At 44.5% G+C, this 18532-nt stretch carries 13 protein-coding genes; all 13 read left to right on the forward strand.

Translation table 11 applies throughout. The features are described 5' to 3' along the window. The first annotated feature begins 7 nt into the window (after positions 1-7). The 13 genes from J0L60_00450 to sufB all read left to right on the forward strand — a co-directional run bounded on the left by J0L60_00450 (position 8) and on the right by sufB (position 18530). Complete coding sequence (locus tag J0L60_00450) at positions 8-985, forward strand: helix-turn-helix domain-containing protein (protein MBN8544575.1); 978 nt, start codon at positions 8-10, stop codon at positions 983-985. After that, positions 942-2978 (forward strand): NAD-dependent DNA ligase LigA, encoded by a 2037-nt coding sequence (gene ligA / locus J0L60_00455; GenBank protein MBN8544576.1) that lies wholly within the window; start codon positions 942-944, stop codon positions 2976-2978. The genes J0L60_00450 and ligA overlap by 44 nt, the downstream gene beginning before the upstream one ends. A 62-nt stretch (positions 2979-3040) precedes the next feature. Next, on the forward strand, positions 3041-3391 hold the full coding sequence (locus J0L60_00460; GenBank protein MBN8544577.1) for an STAS domain-containing protein: 351 nt from the start codon (positions 3041-3043) through the stop codon (positions 3389-3391). Positions 3392-3434: 43 nt separating this feature from the next. Next, complete coding sequence (locus J0L60_00465) at positions 3435-4889, forward strand: sodium:solute symporter (protein ID MBN8544578.1); 1455 nt, start codon at positions 3435-3437, stop codon at positions 4887-4889. Between the two features lie 43 nt (positions 4890-4932). Then, positions 4933-6687, forward strand: coding sequence for a Na+:solute symporter (locus J0L60_00470; GenBank protein ID MBN8544579.1), 1755 nt, complete (start codon positions 4933-4935; stop codon positions 6685-6687). Continuing rightward, positions 6687-7514, forward strand: a complete 828-nt coding sequence (locus J0L60_00475; GenBank protein ID MBN8544580.1) for a Cof-type HAD-IIB family hydrolase — start codon at positions 6687-6689, stop codon at positions 7512-7514. Before J0L60_00470 ends, J0L60_00475 begins: the two co-directional genes overlap by 1 nt. A gap of 8 nt (positions 7515-7522) precedes the next feature. Further along, the gene (locus tag J0L60_00480; protein ID MBN8544581.1) at positions 7523-9682 is read left to right on the forward strand and encodes an HDIG domain-containing protein; all 2160 of its coding nucleotides are present in this window, start codon (positions 7523-7525) and stop codon (positions 9680-9682) included. Beyond that, the gene (gene xerD, locus J0L60_00485) at positions 9666-10583 is read left to right on the forward strand and encodes a site-specific tyrosine recombinase XerD (GenBank protein MBN8544582.1); all 918 of its coding nucleotides are present in this window, start codon (positions 9666-9668) and stop codon (positions 10581-10583) included. The genes J0L60_00480 and xerD overlap by 17 nt, the downstream gene beginning before the upstream one ends. 116 nt (positions 10584-10699) lie before the next feature. Continuing rightward, a complete protein-coding gene (locus J0L60_00490; GenBank protein MBN8544583.1) occupies positions 10700-11668 on the forward strand; it encodes a hypothetical protein in 969 nt (322 codons plus the stop codon). An 8-nt stretch (positions 11669-11676) separates the two neighbouring features. Then, the gene (locus J0L60_00495) at positions 11677-13536 is read left to right on the forward strand and encodes an ABC transporter ATP-binding protein (protein MBN8544584.1); all 1860 of its coding nucleotides are present in this window, start codon (positions 11677-11679) and stop codon (positions 13534-13536) included. A gap of 37 nt (positions 13537-13573) precedes the next feature. Next, entirely contained in the window at positions 13574-14029 is a 456-nt protein-coding gene (locus J0L60_00500; GenBank protein MBN8544585.1) for a hypothetical protein, read from the forward strand. Positions 14030-14484: 455 nt separating this feature from the next. Continuing rightward, positions 14485-15942 (forward strand): cryptochrome/photolyase family protein, encoded by a 1458-nt coding sequence (locus J0L60_00505; protein MBN8544586.1) that lies wholly within the window; start codon positions 14485-14487, stop codon positions 15940-15942. Positions 15943-17081: 1139 nt separating this feature from the next. Further along, positions 17082-18530: a Fe-S cluster assembly protein SufB gene (gene sufB, locus J0L60_00510; protein ID MBN8544587.1), complete on the forward strand. Its 1449-nt coding sequence runs from the start codon at positions 17082-17084 to the stop codon at positions 18528-18530. Positions 18531-18532 lie beyond the last annotated feature (2 nt).

Consider the following 18532-nt stretch of genomic DNA (forward strand, 5'->3'; position numbering starts at 1 on the left):
GATTTATATGACCCACCAGGAATTAGGTGAACAGTTAAAAATCGCCAGAGAGCGATTGGGACTCGAGGTTAAGGAAGCTGCCAATTCGATAAGAATTGACGCAAAGTTTATTGACAAAATGGAACAGGGCGATTTCACTTTCCTCGCGGAAGTCTATGTGAAATCATTCCTTAAAGAGTATGCCGTGGTCCTTCATCTCGATGCTGATGAAGTGATGGAAGCCTACAAAGGTCTCCGTAAGGAACCAGAAACAAAGCATCAAAAGCCCGTAGTCGCACCACCGCCTGTGGTACCCACTCCACAGCCGCCTCCTCCACCAAAAAAAGATTCGTTATACAACGATCCTGTCGAGGAACCTCAGTATGTCAATCAGACCCCCGCGGCTCCCAAAGTTGATTTTCAGCAGAAAATCAGGGACTGGCTTCTTGCCTTCATGTCGAATCATGACAAAAATTATTTCAAACGGCTTCTCGCTACCAAAAAGGGTTATTTTGCAATCGGCGGAGTAATTATACTTCTTGCTGTCATTCTCTATGCCATCTTCGCCGGAAAATCAGGGAGCAAGGAAATTACCACTGACAACCGTCAGGTCGACGAACTCCTCAATGGTGTGAAGGACACCTCAAAAAATAAATTCGAAGGCGCAGCACTTCCCGAAACAAAACTGCCGCCTGATGCCGATACAGTTATAATCGTGATCAATACCAAAGACACCACTAAAATCAGAGCGGTCATCGACAAACACGACACTCTGAAATATACACTCGAACCCGCTGTGCCAAAAACGCTGAATGCGAGCAAACAGATCGATCTGCGGGTTGAAAATTCAGCTCTGCTCTCTGTCATTCTGAATGACAAACCTCTCGAACTCCCCAAGAAAAAAGGAGTTCAGGTCTTTAATATCGGTAAAAATGGTCTGATAACTAAAACGGCTGCCAAAAATGACACCAAAAAACCCAGAAAAAAGGATACAAAAACTAAGTGACGAGATAAAGTATCACGATCACAGATACTATGTCCTCTCTGATCCGGAGATTACCGATCTCGAATACGACATGCTCTATAAAGAGCTGGAACTGCTCGAAAAGGAATTTCCTGAATTTGTATTAGCCGACAGCCCGACAAAAAGGGTAGGCAGCGATCTCGAAAATGATTTCAAGCCTGTCCCTCATAAATATCCGATGCTCAGCCTTGCCAACACCTACAACGAAGGCGAACTCTTCGATTTCGACCGCAGGGTAAGGGAAGGCCTCCCTCCCGGTGAAACGATTGAATATGTTGTAGAATATAAAATTGACGGGCTTTCTGTCAGCCTCCACTACGAAAACGGCTACCTCGTCACAGGTGCCACCCGCGGTGACGGCGTTACGGGTGAAGATGTCACCGGAAATGTAAAAACCATCAGGTCGATACCCCTTTCCGTGGATGTTTCACTCCTTCAACCGGAAACCGTGGCTCATTTCGAGGTCCGCGGCGAAGTCTATATGGAAAAAGCTGTTTTCAACCGTTTAAACGAAGAACGGGCACGAAAAGGGGAAAAAACCTTTGCAAATCCGCGAAATCTGGCGTCTGGTACCTTAAAACTCCTTAATCCTGCAGAATCAGCAAAACGCCCTCTTTCCATCTTTACCTATTACTTTTTAAGTGACAGCAACCCGAATAAAACCCAGTTTGAGAATCTCGAATATCTCCAAAAACTCGGTTTTCGCGTAAATAAACACTTCAAACTCTGCAATTCAATCTCCGAAGTGCTGGAATACTGCCACAAACTCGAAGAGATCAGGGAAGACCTCCCTTACGAAGTGGATGGAGTGGTTATAAAAATAAACTCCTTCCGCCATCAGGAAATTCTCGGTAGTATCGCAAAATCTCCCCGTTGGGCTTGTGCCTTTAAATTCAAAGCCAAACAGGCAAAAACAAAATTAAACGACATCACCTGGCAGGTGGGGCGTACAGGTGCAATCACTCCCGTCGCCGAGCTCGAACCCGTTTTTCTCGCCGGCTCCACCATTAGCAGGGCTACACTTCACAATTTTGATGAAATTCAGAAAAAAGATATCAGAAGGGGAGACACCGTAATCATCGAAAAGGGAGGTGATGTCATTCCCAAAGTCGTCTCTGTGGTTATCGAGGAAAGACTCACCGGTTCTCCGGAAGAGCAGCCCCCGACAAGCTGCCCGGTATGCGGTTCGGGTGTTTACCGTCCTGAAAATGAAGTGGCATTCTATTGCGAAAACAGCGAATGTGCCGCACAAATAAAGGGGCGCATCGAGCACTTCGCTTCCCGCGGTGCGATGGATATCGAAGGACTCGGTACCTCTATCATCGACCTTTTTGTCGAACTGGGATACTTGAAAACTTATGCCGATATCTACTCTCTTCACACACGCGAGCTTGAACTTAAGATGATGGACAGGTTTGGTGACAAAAGCATCGACAACCTCCTTAATGCCATCGAAGCAAGCAAAACCAGACCTTTTCACAAAGTTCTTTTTGCCATCGGAATCAGATATGTGGGAGCAGGTGCTGCTAAAAAACTGGCGGATCACTTCCAAAGTATGGATAATCTGGCAAATGCTTCCATCGAAGAGATCACCGAAGTTTATGAAATTGGTGAATCCATAGCCGCAAGCGTGAAAAGATTTTTTGCCGATGAGCATAACCGCCACCTGATTCAAACTCTGAAGGATGCCGGACTTACTTTCGAATCGGAAAAAAGAGCCGAAGTAAGCGAAAACTTCTTCAAAGGGAAATCTTTTGTCCTCACGGGTACTCTTTCACAAATGAAAAGGGAAGATGCAGCCGAAAAAATCGCCTCTCTCGGTGGCAAAACCACCTCAAGCGTCAGTAAAAACACCGATTTCGTAATTGCGGGCGAGAGTGCGGGTTCCAAACTTGACAAGGCTCAAAAACTCGGGGTAAAAATTATGGACGAAGAAGAATTTCTCCAAAAACTTTCTTCTGCCGATATTTTGTAATATGTTTGTAAGATGTTATTTACCTTTTTTGTTCACCATGAAATTTGAATACTAATCTGCCTATGAATTTTGCAATCAGTCATATCGACCAGGTTTCAGTTGTAAAATTGAGTGAACGACGACTCGATGCCAATATCTCGGGTCTCGTAAAAGGTGAGTTTACTAACCTTGTGAAAAACATGAATGTTAGAAAACTGGTTATAGATCTTTCCGATGTCGAAAGTTGCGACAGCAGCGGGCTTAGTACCCTTCTGGTTGCCAACCGGTTGATAAGTTCTGTTCATGGCGGGCTTCGTATTGTCTGTCCGTCAAAAAAGATACTCAATTTAATTGAAGTGACGAAACTCGACCGGGTGCTTACTCTCAGCAAAACCATTGACGAAGCTTTGAGCGATCTCAAATTGATTCACTGACGGGCTAAAATCCGGCACACCATAGTTGCCCGGGAGACATGTATTGAACTCTTTTTCCTTTATCGATTATGCAATTGTTGTTGTTTACCTCATTTTTGCCGCACTTTGGGGTAGATTTATCGGTGGTGAGCAGAAAAGTGTAAAAGACTATTTCCTCGGTGATAAAAAAGTAAACTGGTGGCTCGCAACATTTTCCATAGTGGCAGCCGAAACCAGCACCCTCACTTTTATTTCAATTCCCGGTGTTGCATACCTCACAAATCTCAATTTCCTGCAGGTCACTCTTGGCTATCTCATCGGCAGAATTATCGTGGCCCGGCTTCTGCTTCCTCTCTACTTCAAGGGGGAACTCTCGACTGCTTACGCCTTTCTTGAAGAAAGATTTGGAAAAAAAACCAGAACCACAGCCTCAATTGTTTTCATTTTTACCCGGGTTGCAGGTGATGGAGTCAGACTGTTTGCCACCGCAATACCCGTAAAACTCCTCCTCAATATCGACTATCCATTTGCGATCCTTATCATCGTGGCTGTTACACTCGTTTACACATACACTGGCGGATTGCGGGGTGTTATTTGGGTGGATGCAATTCAGATGTTTATCTATATCGGCGGGGCTATAATTTCATGTATCTTCCTTTATTATGTAATTCCCGGAGACCTTTTTACAAGACTTTCCGCCGACACACTCTCACAAAAGCTCGATGTCTTCAATTTGGGATTTGGTAAAAGTATTAGCGAATTTTTCCAAACGCCATATACACTCCTTGCCGGACTAACGGGAGGTGCATTTTTATCGATGGCATCGCATGGAACTGACCAGCTCGTTGTTCAAAGACTCCTTGCAACCGGCGACCTGAAAAGTGCACAAAAATCTGTCATCATGAGTGGTGTCATTATTGTTTTTCAGTTTGCTCTGTTTCTCTTCCTCGGAATTCTCCTCTATATCTTTTTCGAGGGAAGACAGTTCGCCAAACCCGACGAGGTCTTTCCATATTTTATTATTCACGATCTTCCAATGGGTGTAAAGGGGATACTTGTGGCGGGTCTTATGGCAGCAGCTCTCTCCACTTTGGCAGGTTCTGTCAGCTCGCTCGCTTCCTCCTCTTTTTATGATATTTCAAGTATATTTGGCAAAAATAAACTTTCCGAAGAACAGCAGTTAAAACTCTCCAAGAGACTCATAATAGTCTGGGCGGGGGTTCTTGCTGTTTCAGCTTTTTTCTTTATGGAGATAAAAGGTGCAGCTGTGGAAGTGGCGCTGAGCATCGCATCCTTCACCTTTGGCGGACTGCTTGGTACCTTCCTTCTCGGAATTGTAAACAAACGGGCTGACCAGCGCGATGCCATCACGGGTTTTCTCGTTTCAATCGCCGCAATGACCATTATTGTCTCTTTGAAACTTTACGCATGGACCTGGTTTACACTCACCGGCGTTTCTGTTTGTCTCATCGCAGGCGGAATCTCCTCCCTTTTACGGAAGAAAACCTTACCCGAATGACACTCAAGCTCATAAAACTTTTTCACTCTTTACAGGTTGACAAATGGAACTGATAGACTGGTTAATAATTGGACTCTATTTTGTTGTAAGTCTTGGTATAGCACTCATTTACTCCAAAAGAGGCAGCAAAAACAGTGAAGAATTTTTCCTCTCAGGAAGAAATCTCCCCTGGTACCTCGCAGGCCTCTCCATGGTTGCTACCACCTTTGCTGCAGATACACCCCTCGCTGTCACCGAACTTGTATGGAACAACGGTATCTCGGGAAACTGGGTTTGGTGGAACTTCGCCTTTGGCGGCATTCTCACCGTCTTTTTCTTTGCAAAGCTCTGGAGAAGGGCGGGCATTCTTACCGAAGTTGAGTTTGCTGAAATCAGATATGCGGGAAAACCTGCAAAATTCCTCAGAGGCTTCAAATCCATTTATCTCGGTTTGTTTATGAATGTCATCATAATCGGCTGGGTCAACAGCGCCATGATCGCAGTCCTGACTGGCATTTTTGGAATTCCAAAAGAGGATGTCATTATCTATGTCTTCCTGTGCATGGGACTCGTGGCTGTTTATTCCGCTCTCTCAGGCTTGTGGGGTGTGGTCGTTACCGATGCGTTTCAATTTATTCTCGCAATGACCGCTTGCATCGTGCTTGCAGTTATTGTTATCAGCTCCGAACAAATTGGTGGAATCAGCGGATTAAAGGAAAAACTCCCTTCCCAGGCATTCGAGTTCTTCCCGAATCTCGCATCTTCACCTGAAACAGGGGGAAGGGTCTTCTCCCTCACGCTCTTCTCGTTTTTTGCTTTCATCGGCATCCAATGGTGGGCTTCCTGGTATCCGGGATCCGAACCCGGCGGCGGGGGATATGTAGCCCAAAGAATGATGTCCGCCAAAAATGAAAAACACTCCATTCTGGCGACTCTCTTTTTCCAGGGTGCTCATTATGCACTTCGTCCTTGGCCATGGATCCTTGCGGCTCTCGCATCAGTTGTACTATATCCCGAACTCACGAGCGAAACTTCAAAACTCGGCTATATCAATCTGATCAACGATTTTATGCCTGCAGGTCTCAAGGGGCTTATGCTCGCTGCCTTTTTTGCCGCCTACATGAGTACGGTCGCTACCCAACTCAACTGGGGAACATCATACCTGGTCAACGACCTCTATCGAAGATTCATGAAACCGGGCAAAACTGAAAAACAGTATGTCTTCGCATCAAAATTTGTAACCATTCTGCTCATGCTCGTCTCGGCTGTCGTCACTCTCTATATCGACAGAATATCAGGTGCATGGGAGTTTATTATCGAGTGTGGTGCCGGGTTGGGACTTGTACTCATCATGCGGTGGTACTGGTGGAGAATTAACGCCTGGAGCGAAATCTCCGGGATGGCTGCTCCTTTTATTCTCCTTCCCGTTGTCAGGTATCTCGGAATTCCTTTCCCCGACAGCCTCTATGTCCTGGTCATCGGAACCACTTTGGTCTGGCTCACGGTTACTTTCCTGACTAAGCCCGAGCCAGATGAAATACTCCTCAGTTTCTATAAAAAAATCAGACCGGGAGGCAAGTTGTGGGAACCCGTCAGACTTAAAAGCGGCCTTCCTCTCGAAAAAGGCGTGCTTAAATATCAGTTCCTCGGCTGGTTCGCAGGTGTCGTTCTTATCTACTCCCTCCTCTTTGGAAGCGGAAGTTTGATTTTTGGTGATCTGGCTAATACGCTTATTTACTCAATTTTTATTATATTTGCAATCGGTGGAGTGGTCTTCGCCCTAAATAAAATGTTCTCGTCAACAGAAAACAGGACTTAATGAATTTAAGTAATATAAAACTCGTTTTACTCGACCTTGACGGCACTTTACTCAGAAGTGACGGTTCAATCGGTGAAAAGAGTCTAAAATATTCGAAACTATTAAAAGAAAAAGGGATTTTGGTCACTTTCGCCAGCGGAAGGATGAGCACGGCTCTTGAAGGTTATGCCAAAGAAATGAACCTTGAAGGTATTATGATCTGTTCAGACGGTGCAGTCATCATGGAATATCCATCAGGCAGGGTTCTCAGAAAGATTTGTCTCAAAGATTCCAAAGTGAAAAAGGGGATCGAGCTTTCTGAGAAGCATCTTGTGAAAATGGTTATGTGCACCGATTCCGAAGTCCTTTACACCGAACATAACGAAGCAACACTTCAACTGATTGACAGATTTGGTGCCCGCTTCAGGTGCGTCGACGACTATAAAAACATCTCTGACGAAGTTATTGAGCTCGTCTATGTCGGCGAAAATCGCCATTCTTTTCAGGAGATCAAAAAACATTTCTCTTTCCCGTACTCGTTTGGTCTTAAATTGACTTATTCGAAAAGCCAGTCCCATTATCAGTATTATCTCGAAGTTAAAAAAGATGATGTATCCAAGGCTTCTGCTCTTACATATCTCAACAAAAAACTTGGTATCTCAATAAAAGACACCATTGTTATTGGCGACTGGTACAACGATGTGGCGCTTTTCAAAACCAAAGCTCTTAAGGTTTCACTGACCAATGCAGTTCCGGAGATAAAGTATCTCTCCGATCTCAAACTGGAATTCAGTAACGACGAAGATGGTGTAGGCGAACTTCTCGAAAGAATTTACAAACAGAAATAAAATCTTTTGTGACTTACGAAAAAATTAAATCGAGCACCCGTGTAAAAATTTTACTTTGGGTGATTACATCTGTTGTTATAGCAATGCTTTTCCCAAAAGCAGAGGTGGTCGATGTGCAGTCGGCTGTCGGGAATATCTGGCTCAATGAAGATTTGATTGCCGATAAAAGTTTTCCCATTCTCAAGGATGACAAAGTCTATGCTGCCGAAGTCGACAGTGCAATAAAATCTGTATTGCAGGTTTTTGTTCTTATTCCCTCCGACAGCCTGACAAAGGATACGGTTAAATCACTTCGCAAGGCTCTCGAACGGGCTTTTGTAAATCCCTCCCTTTTCGAGTCAGATCCCCGTGTTTCCAAATTTACCGATCAAACCCGGAATTTCTTAAAAAGTTTCGTCGACTCCACCGGGAACAAGGCATCAGACCTCTACGCTTCACTCGACATCATCGAGGAAATTCTTCTTAAAACTTCCGCTGTCGGAACCCTGAGCCTCGATCACGATCAGATATCTAAAGACACTCTCGCTATCAGGAAAGGTAACTTTCAGGATCACAAAAAGAAACTCGATTTTATCGACTACAAGGGTGCCAAAACCCTGATCACCCGAAAGGTATTCGAATCGTTCAAGGATTCGGTGAAAAGTGCCGCTTTCGATGAAATAGCTCTCGCGCTGTTCATTCCCAGCCTCGTTTACAGCAGTGAACTGACCCGCGAGTACACCGAAATTGCCAAAAACAGGGTAAGCAGAAACTCGGGAATTGTTGTTCTCAACGAGAGAATTGTTGGCAAACACGAGAGAATTACTCCTGAAATTAAGGTTAAACTCGACTCCTATAAAACCGCCCGGGTTGAAGATCTAAATCCTCTGGAAAAAATAAGACAATTTACAGGAAAGTTTCTCCACATTGCTGTTCTACTCCTCCTCCTGGGAGCCTTCCTTTTCAATTTCCGGAAAACCATTTTTGAAGATAATGCAAAGCTTACTGTTTTTTCCGTTCTTTTTCTTGCGATTTCCTTTCTTACTTTTTACATAAACTCCATTAATGTAGGCAGCTCACAGCAATTGCTTATTATCATCCCGACCATCTCTCTTCTCACGACTATAATGTTCGATTCGAGAGTAGGTCTTTATTCAACTCTGGTTATTTCACTGATTAGTGCCGGTCTCAGGGGTAACGACTATTCCCTCGTGGTTCTCAATGTAATAGCGGGTTCGTTTGCTGTTTATTCCGTCAGAGATATAAAAAACAGGCAGCAGATCTACCGTGCAATGATCTACATCTTTCTCGGTTATCTCGCAGGAAATGTCTTCCTCTCGTTTGAAAGTCTCAGCAACTGGTCAAAACTCCTGAACGATATTCTCTACTCCGGAATCAATGCTCTCGTCTGCCCGATGCTCACTTACACCCTCTTGAGGTTCTTTGAACGGACATTCAAAATTACAACAGATCTTACACTCGTTGAACTTTCAAGTACCGATCACCCTCTTCTCAAAGAATTGAATCATGCCTCACCGGGTACTTTTTACCACTCACAGGCGGTTGCTCGACTGGCAGAAAGCGCCGCTGAAAGAATCGGAGCAGATACACTCCTTGTAAGTGTCGGCGCTCTCTATCACGACATCGGTAAGATGATCTCACCTTACTATTTTATCGAAAATCAGGGGGATGGACACAACCCCCACAATGAACTTTCGCCCGAAACCAGTGTTAAAGTTATCAGAGAACATGTCCTGCAGGGGATGGAACTCGGACGAAAACACAACCTGCCGCAGGAAATTATCGAGTTTATCCCGACCCATCACGGCAAAGGGCTCATCAGAATTTTCTACGACAAAGCCGTCCACAAATACGGCAAGGAAAATGTCAACAAAGACGACTACAGGTACCTCGGTCCCAAACCACACACCCGCGAACAGGCTATTCTCATGCTCGCTGACAAATGCGAATCCGCTTCACGAAGTATCTCAACGCCTGATCCACAGACTCTCGAGAATCTTATCAATAATCTGATAAATCAGACTCTGCAGGAAAAAGAGCTCGATGAAGCTGCTGTTACTCTCTCCGAGGTTGAGGAAATAAAGAAAGTCTTCTTCAACACCCTGATGACTACCAAACACGCCAGGATGAGATATCCTGAGCAGGAAAAACTTGAAAAAAGCTCATAAACGAGATTATCTCGATCAGTTCCTCGCTGACTATCTCACAGAACTGAGAGTTGAACGAAATCTCGCCGCCAACTCCCTTGAAGCTTACAAGCGGGATATAAACTCCTTTCTCGACTTCGTCAGAGAGGAAAATATCGGCGACCTTTCGGAAATTACTGCCGATCACGCAAGGGAATTTTTTGCATCACTTACTGCTTCGGGACTCTCAGGTTTGTCCCTCGCACGATTTCACTCTTCTCTAAAAGGTTTTTTCTCATTCCTCGTCGTCTCCGAGTATATCAAAAAAAGCCCCCTGTCCAGACTGAAACCACCACGAATTAAAAGAAAACTCCCCGAAGTTCTATCTCCTCAGGAAATAGAACTCTTAATCGCACAGACTGACGAAGAAACCCCCACCGGCTTGAGGGACAGGGCTATCATCGAAGTTTTATATGCCTGCGGAATCAGAGTCTCGGAACTTGCCGGAATGAAAAAGAGCGACATCTTCTTCGATGAGGAAATGATAAGAGTCTTAGGGAAGGGGAGTAAGGAGAGGTTCGTCCCTATCGGAACTCCTGCTTTGGAGGCCCTTAAAAAATATCTGCTCCTCGGCAGAACGGTGCTCGCGAAACCCGGCAGTGGAACATACCTTTTTCTCAATTCCAAACTCGGAGGTGCTCTCACCAGAATGGGTATCTGGAAAATCATCAAGGAGTATGCCGAACTTGCAGGCCTCTCAAAAAGAGTCTATCCCCACATATTCCGTCATTCCTTCGCTACTCACCTTATCGAAGGGGGAGCAAACATCAGAGCTGTGCAGGAAATGCTCGGGCACACCGACATCTCAGTCACCCAGATTTATACTCACATCGACATTACTTACATAAGAGAAGTGGTGCACCAGTTCCACCCAAGGGGGTGACCCCGTAATCAGTTCGGGATTTTTAAGGTGGAATTGTTATGTTTGTATGAAAGAATTTCACTTTTTAAGCTAAAAATCAACTGCGAAGACCTTATCTGTCAACAAATTTTTAATAAATGAAAAAACTTTCTCTTGCTCTCTCAATCCTCGTTCTTGCCTCCTTCTTCTTCTCCTGCAAGGAAGAAGAACCGGTTTCACCCCTCCTTGAAGAGGAGTCGATTCCTGTTGTGGGCGATGACGGAACGGGAAAAAAAGTTTTTGTCCACGATCTTGAGTCCGGCGAAACTGTTGTTTTTGCTCCTTTGGTTGCCTATACTCCTTTTCTTATTACAGGTACAGGGGAAAGGGGAAATTACTTTTTCATCACTGGAAACAGTTACAACAAGATCGAAGGCTACATCGACAGCATCAGAGTATTCAGCCATAATTCGAGTGGCATCAGGAACATCCTCGGTTCTCACAAAGTCTCTAAGATTTTCGCAAATATTCTGGATGGCAATACCCTCAATCTTGTGCTCTATCACCTTGAACTCGTTAATCAAAGAATTTACAAGGACAACTATATTATCGACAGCACCGGAAGAATTGTCGATAAAGCCAAGGAGAAGTATGAATTGATGCAGGGGGAAATTCCCGAGGTTCCTGCCATCAAAGTCAACAATGTCTCTCCCGACAGTACAAGGGTGGTCTCGGTGGTAAAAGGGAAATCGAATCAGATTTTTCTTTCCGATGCTAAAGACACTGTCGGAAAAATGATCCTTTCAACTGACCAGAATGTTGACAGAATCTACTGGACTCCCGACAAAGAGACTCTAATCCTGCTTACTTCAAATCTCGATGTGCATAAAACCGACAGCGACACTTCTTCCACTCTGATGGTCTATTCACTTAAAAAAATGGACTATGTCGCTAAATTCTCGGGTCAAGGCTACCGGAATTTTGCTGTCAAAAAAGACCTCCTCATTTTCGATGATCTTGAAAATCAAATCAGAGTCGTTAGAGTTTATAATTTGAAAAAATTAACCGATATTCGCAGAATAAAAATGAAAAATGGCTGCAGTATCCGCTTTTTACCATTTTATTAAAGTCAGTTGTGAGCACCTACTACCGTCTTCTGAAATACTCGTCCAAATACTGGAAATTCCTCCTTCTTTCAATATTTTGCACCATAATCTATGCATTGCTTAATGGTGCCTCGGTCTATCTCTCAATTCCGTTGCTCGATACTCTCTTCAACGCTTCTCAGTCCACAACATCAGTTGCCGGAAGCACGACTCAAAATACCGGTTCATCGTTTCTCCCTGATTTTATAGTCTCATTCAAGGAATCTGCCTCGGCATGGTTTCAGAGTTTCATCTTCTCGGGTGGGAAAACAGATGCTTTGTTTAAAATATGTGTTATAATTTTTCTCGCTTTTATCCTGAAAAATGTCGCCGGTTACATGCAGGCATACTTCCTCAATTTTGTTGAACAGGGAATTGTAAGAGATCTCAGGGATGACGCCTACGAGCAGTTACACCGCCTGCCAATCAGTTACTTTAAAAGTGAAAGAGTTGGGAACCTGATCTCAATCATCGTGAATGATGTTACCGCGGTTCAAAACAGCGTCTCAGCTACATTTCTTAATCTTATAAGAGAGCCTCTCTCAATAATCGTCTTTCTTGGAATTGCTATAAGCATAAGCTGGCAGCTCACTCTTATTTCTCTGATTACACTTCCTTTCAGTGCGGGAATCATATCGTGGATCGGAATTAAACTCCGGAAGTACAGCACCCAGATTCAGGAAAAAATTGCAGACATCACCAGCGTGATCCAGGAAACCATCTCGGGTGTGAAGATTGTGAAGGCATTTGGCACCGAAAAATACGAAAATGACAAATTCAGAAAAGAGACCGAAGGCTATCTCAGAATGGTCCTTAGAATTACCAGGATCAGAAATTTATCCTCTCCAATCAGCGAAACCCTTAGCGTAATGGTAGGTGTTGTCATCATTTATTATGGCGGAACACTTGTTTTAAGCACAAACCAGATTAAGGCGAGCGAATTTCTCGGCTTCCTCTTCGCAATTTTTCAGTTGATTCCTCCCATCAAGGAACTCAGCAGCGTAAACAACAGAATTCAGGAATCCTCCGCTGCGGGTGCAAGAATTTTCGATATCATAGATACAAATCCCGATATCGTGAACAAACCTGACGCAACAGAAGTAAAAGAGTTTAATTCCGATATTACATTCGAAAATGTCGGATTCGCGTATCCCGATGAACCCGGGGAAATGGTGCTCGAGGATATCAATTTTACCATCAAAAAAGGGGAAGTGGTGGCACTCGTCGGTCCCAGCGGTGGAGGTAAGTCAACACTTGTCGATCTGATACCAAGATTTTATGATGTCACTTCCGGCGCAATAAAATTTGACGGTCACGATATCCGTGATGTCAAGATGGAGGACCTGCGGAAATTTATTGGAATCGTTACTCAGGAAATAATCCTTTTCAACGACTCCATTAAAAACAATATCTGCTACGGAAGCAAAAACTTCAGCGAAGAAAAAATTTACGAAGCGGCTAAAATTGCCAATGCTCACAATTTTATCTCCGATATGCCCAATGGATACGACACGGAAATTGGGGAGAGGGGCGTGAAGCTCTCAGGTGGTCAACGGCAAAGAATTGCAATCGCCAGGGCACTGTTGAAAAACCCCGACATTATGATTTTCGATGAAGCAACCAGCGCTCTCGACAACGAATCGGAAAAACTTGTGCAGGAAGCACTCGATAATCTTATGACCAGCAGAACTGTAGTGGTTATCGCTCATCGCCTTTCCACTATTCAAAATGCCGATAAAATCCTCGTCCTTCAGGCAGGGAAAGTTGTGCAGACTGGTACTCACAATTCACTCCTCGAACAGGGCGGACTCTATAAAAAACTTTACGAAATGCAGTTTCGTGATAAATAATTTTAATCAATCAAAAACACAAGAATGAGGTAGCCAAATGAGAAAAACAATATCATTGTTAGGACTCGCAGCAGTAATTATCTTCTTTGCAGGATGTGGTTCAACACAGGAGAGCAGTGGTGACCTGCAGGGAAAATCGGTAGCGAAAGTTACTGAATTCCTCCAGATCATGACAGGCGGCAACAAACCTGCAACATTAATGGATTTCATTTCACCGTCATACATCAAGGCAGCCGGTATCAATGCTGCAGAGTTCTCGGTAAATACTTACTTCCCAAAAACATTCATCATCGAAAGATCTTATCCGTCACCCGATGTTACCAATTCATACAATGTCGTAGCCAAAATCGTCGGTGAAGGCGGCAATTGGGCTCACAGGCTCACATTCGTAGTCTTCAACGACAACGGCAAACTTACCTTTTACCCCGGGAAAGTTGCCTCCGACATCAAATATATCGATCCCTGGTACACTATCGAAGAAAATATCAAATAGATATCGCTTCCCTGTACACACCTTCGGGAAAACACTTATCATCCCAAAAGAGCAATCTCAAAACGATTGCTCTTTTTTTATTTTTGCGCGTGTAAACCGCCAAGGAGAAGATTTTGGCCCCGCAAGGGGTCATGTATGGGTAGAGGTCATGTATGGGTAGAGATGTAAACCAATGAATGATTTGGCCCCGGAAGGGGTCATGTATGGGTAGAGGACGCAGATGCACGCGGATTAAACGGATGAACGCCGAGAAGATTTTGGCCCCGGATGGGGTCATGTATGGGTAGAGATGGTAACACGGATTTCACGGATGGGAAATTTTGGCCCCGGATGGGGTCATGTATGGGTAGAATAAGGCAACAAATCCCAACCAATCCTCCCCTCGCCTTTTAGGAGAGGGGTCGGGGGTGAGGTAGGAAAGGAACCAAAACACCCACCTCATCTGTTCCTCTCACATGAAAACATTCCTCATTTTCCCAAACCAGCTCTTCGAACAAATCCCCGATGAACTCCGCAACGCGAGAGCTATACTCTTCGAAGACCTTCTCTTCTTTCGTCAGTACAAGTTCCACAAAAAGATACTCCTTCTGCACCGCGCTTCCATGAAATTCTATCACGACTTTCTCAATGCAAACGAAATAAACGCCGAATATTTCGAAACTGCGACAATTCCAAAACTCTCACAACTCTTCACTCGACTCGCAACCGATGAAGTGAAGCAAATCATCACTTACGAATTCAACGATTATCTGCTCGAACGGCGGGTACGAAGATATTGCGATCTACACGGAATGGAGCTCAAAACAATTCCTTCTCCTCTCTTTCTTTCTGACGAAAATGAAATTAAGAACCTTCTTGGGGACAAAAAACATTACCTCATGGCGGGATTCTACCAAAAACAGAGAAAACGACTCGACATTCTTGTTACTAACAACGAGCCCGTCGGCGGGAAGTGGAGCTTCGATGAAGACAACAGGAAAAAACTGCCCGCGGGACTGACACCCCCAAAACCCGCTTCCTTTCCAACAAACAAATATGTCACCGAAGCAACAACTTATGTGAATCACCATTTCCCCAACAATCCGGGCGACACTTCTGACTTCTCTTATCTTGTGACCTTCCACGATGCACGAACCGCGTTCTCTAACTTCCTCGAACAACGGGCTCAAAATTTCGGAATCTACGAAGACGCAATCCATTCCAATGAAACTTGGCTTTACCATTCTGTACTGAGCCCCGTGCTAAATATCGGACTGCTGATTCCCCAATTTGTGGTAAATGAAATTCTTGAAAGGGCACCCGAACTCAAAATCCCCCTCAACTCCCTCGAGGGATTCATTCGTCAAATAATCGGCTGGAGGGAATTCATCCGTGGCATCTACCTGATTAAAGGGACACAGCAACGAAATTCCAATTTCTTCGGACACACCGCACCAATTCCCGAATCATTCTACACGGGTACAACAGGAATAACCCCGGTAGATGATTCCATCAAGAAGCTCCTGAAACATGGCTACACCCACCACATCGAAAGATTGATGATACTTGGAAATTTCATGCTCCTGTCAGGTTTCCATCCCGATGCCGTTTACAAATGGTTCATGGAACTCTACATCGATTCCTACGACTGGGTCATGGTCCCCAATATCTATGGCATGTCCCAATACGCCGACGGGGGACTGATCACATCCAAACCCTACATCTCCGGCTCAAACTACATCCTCAAAATGAGCAACTACCCAAAAGAAAACTGGTGCCCCCTCTGGGATTCCCTCTATTGGAACTTCATCCACAAACATCTCGAAATCCTCAAACTCAACCCCCGCATGGGCATGGTAACCAACCTCCTCCAAAAAATGGATAAAGAAAAACTCGCCACCCACATCAAAACCGCAGAATCCTGGATGTCCTGATCTTGAAATAAAGGTAGAAACTCCATCCCTCGGAAAAGGAGCGACAAACATCTCGATTGTCTTGGTGAAAAGTTCGGGGATTGTATCGATTATTTTCTATCCACATGTCGCCACGAGGGCTCTTTATGAACGGGGGTTGACTGGTTTTCTACACATATTTCGCCCAGAGGGCTGGAATCCACAAGAGCGAATCCTGAAAATCCTTAAATCCTGCAATTCCTGATTCAGACAAAAAATATATTCGATTTCAGAATAAAATTCAAACCGGATAATCAAATCTTTACCACTCCGAATGAATTCCGAGGAAATTTGTACCCGGAGGTTCAACACTTTTACTCTTACATTTTTAACTTTTTGTGGTTATAATCCACAAAAAGTCATGCTTTTCTGCGGGTTATAAACGCAATTCGGCAATATTTTCGTTTCTCTACCCACACAAGACCCCATCCGGGGCCAAATCATTCATTCGTTATTCATCTCTACCCATACATGACCCCTTGCGGGGCCAAATCATTCATTCGTTATTCATCTCTACCCACACAAGACCCCATCCGGGGCCAAATCATTCATTCGTTATTCATCTCTACCCACACATGACCCCTGCCGGGGCCAAATCATTCATTCGTTATTCATCTCTACCCACACATGACCCCATCCGGGGTCAAAATCTCTAATCGATATCATCTCCGTCGGTGGAATGGAGATTGGTCGATTGGACAATCGAGACGATTGTCGCTCCTTTTTCTGATTTTAAATATTTCTACACACATGTCGCCCAGAGGGCTTTCTTAATTATGGTCTTAGGGTTTCTACCCATATATCGCCGCAAGGGCTCTTCTTTGCGACCTTTCCGGTTTCAAAAAAAAACCCTCTGTGTTCTCTATGTTCTCTGTGGTTTATAGCCCTCTTTGCGATCTTTGCGTCCTTTGCGGTTTCAAAAAAAACCCTCTGTGTTCTCTGTGTGCTCTGTGGTTTATAGCCTTCTTTGCGATCTTTGCGGCCTCTGCGGTTTCTAATACATGCTTTGGAACTGAATACAATCTCATCTTGTTACTATTTTGTAATTAATCTTGACTTTTTTGTACAGATTCGATAAGTTTATATATCGAATTTAATTTTTTTTGAAACAAGGACTTTTAATGAGCAATACCGAGATAAATGAGATAGAGCAATTAGCGAATCAGGAGTACAAATACGGATTTGTAACTGATATCGATGCCGACACATTTCCTCCGGGGTTAGACGAAAATGTTATCCGGGCACTCTCCGCAAAAAAGGAAGAACCCGAATGGATGCTCGAGTGGCGACTGAAATCATACAGACACTGGCTGAAACTTGAAGAGCCGAAATGGCCCAATGTCCACTATCCACCCGTTGATTTTCAGGAGATAAGCTACTATTCCGCTCCGAAGCAGAAGAAAAAACTTAACAGCCTGGATGAAGTGGATCCTGAAATCCTCAGCGCTTTTGCGAAACTCGGAATCCCTCTCGAAGAACAGAAAGTGTTGGCAAATGTAGCAGTCGATGCAGTATTCGACTCCGTCTCGGTTGCCACCACCTACAAAGCAAAATTGAACGAGCTCGGCATTATCTTTTGCTCAATGTCTGAAGCGATAAGAGAACACGGCGATCTGGTGAGAAAATATCTCGGTTCCGTGGTCCCCGCTGCCGATAACTATTACTCGGCTCTCAATTCCGCTGTTTTCAGCGATGGTTCCTTTGTTTACATCCCTAAAGGCGTCAGATGCCCGATGGAACTCTCAACCTACTTCAGGATAAACGCTGCCAACACAGGCCAGTTCGAAAGAACCCTCATCGTCGCAGATGAATACTCCTATGTTAGCTACCTTGAAGGCTGTACCGCCCCAATGAGAGACGAAAACCAGCTACATGCCGCAGTGGTTGAACTGGTGGCAATGGATAACGCACAGATAAAATATTCAACGATACAAAACTGGTACGCCGGCGACAAAAACGGCAAAGGCGGCATCTACAACTTTGTAACCAAAAGGGGACTCTGCAAAGGAGTCAACTCAAAAATCTCCTGGACACAGGTCGAAACAGGTTCTGCCATCACATGGAAATATCCAAGCTGTATCCTCTCGGGCGATAATTCCGTCGGTGAATTCTACTCCGTTGCAGTCACAAACAACATGCAGCAGGCAGACACCGGCACGAAAATGATTCACATCGGTAAAAACACCAAAAGCAACATCGTAAGCAAAGGTATCTCCGCCGGATTCAGCAACAATTCCTACAGAGGTCTCGTAAGAATCGGTAAAAAAGCGGATGGCGCCCGAAATTTCTCCCAGTGCGATTCACTCCTCATCGGCGATAAATGCGGTGCACACACCTTCCCTTATCTTGAAGTAAGCAATCCGACGGCTACTGTTGAACATGAAGCAACAACCTCAAAAATCGGTGCCGACCAGATATTCTACCTCAACCAAAGGGGACTCTCGACCGAAGATGCGGTCAGCATGATAGTTAACGGTTACTGCAAGGAAGTCTTCAAAGAACTCCCGATGGAATTCGCAGTCGAAGCAACCAAACTTTTAAGCATCAGCCTCGAAGGCAGTGTTGGTTAATA

Source organism: Ignavibacteria bacterium, assembly GCA_017302895.1.
In the GTDB taxonomy this organism is placed as follows: domain Bacteria; phylum Bacteroidota; class Ignavibacteria; order Ignavibacteriales; family Ignavibacteriaceae; genus UTCHB3.

Coding starts and splice junctions, on each gene's coding strand:
- J0L60_00450 (MBN8544575.1), top strand. CDS start 8: ATGACCCACCAGGAATTAGGTGAACAGTTAAAAATCGCCAGAGAGCGA.
- ligA (MBN8544576.1), top strand. CDS start 942: ATGACACCAAAAAACCCAGAAAAAAGGATACAAAAACTAAGTGACGAG.
- J0L60_00460 (MBN8544577.1), top strand. CDS start 3,041: ATGAATTTTGCAATCAGTCATATCGACCAGGTTTCAGTTGTAAAATTG.
- J0L60_00470 (MBN8544579.1), top strand. CDS start 4,933: ATGGAACTGATAGACTGGTTAATAATTGGACTCTATTTTGTTGTAAGT.
- J0L60_00475 (MBN8544580.1), top strand. CDS start 6,687: ATGAATTTAAGTAATATAAAACTCGTTTTACTCGACCTTGACGGCACT.
- J0L60_00490 (MBN8544583.1), top strand. CDS start 10,700: ATGAAAAAACTTTCTCTTGCTCTCTCAATCCTCGTTCTTGCCTCCTTC.
- J0L60_00500 (MBN8544585.1), top strand. CDS start 13,574: ATGAGAAAAACAATATCATTGTTAGGACTCGCAGCAGTAATTATCTTC.
- J0L60_00505 (MBN8544586.1), top strand. CDS start 14,485: ATGAAAACATTCCTCATTTTCCCAAACCAGCTCTTCGAACAAATCCCC.
- sufB (MBN8544587.1), top strand. CDS start 17,082: ATGAGCAATACCGAGATAAATGAGATAGAGCAATTAGCGAATCAGGAG.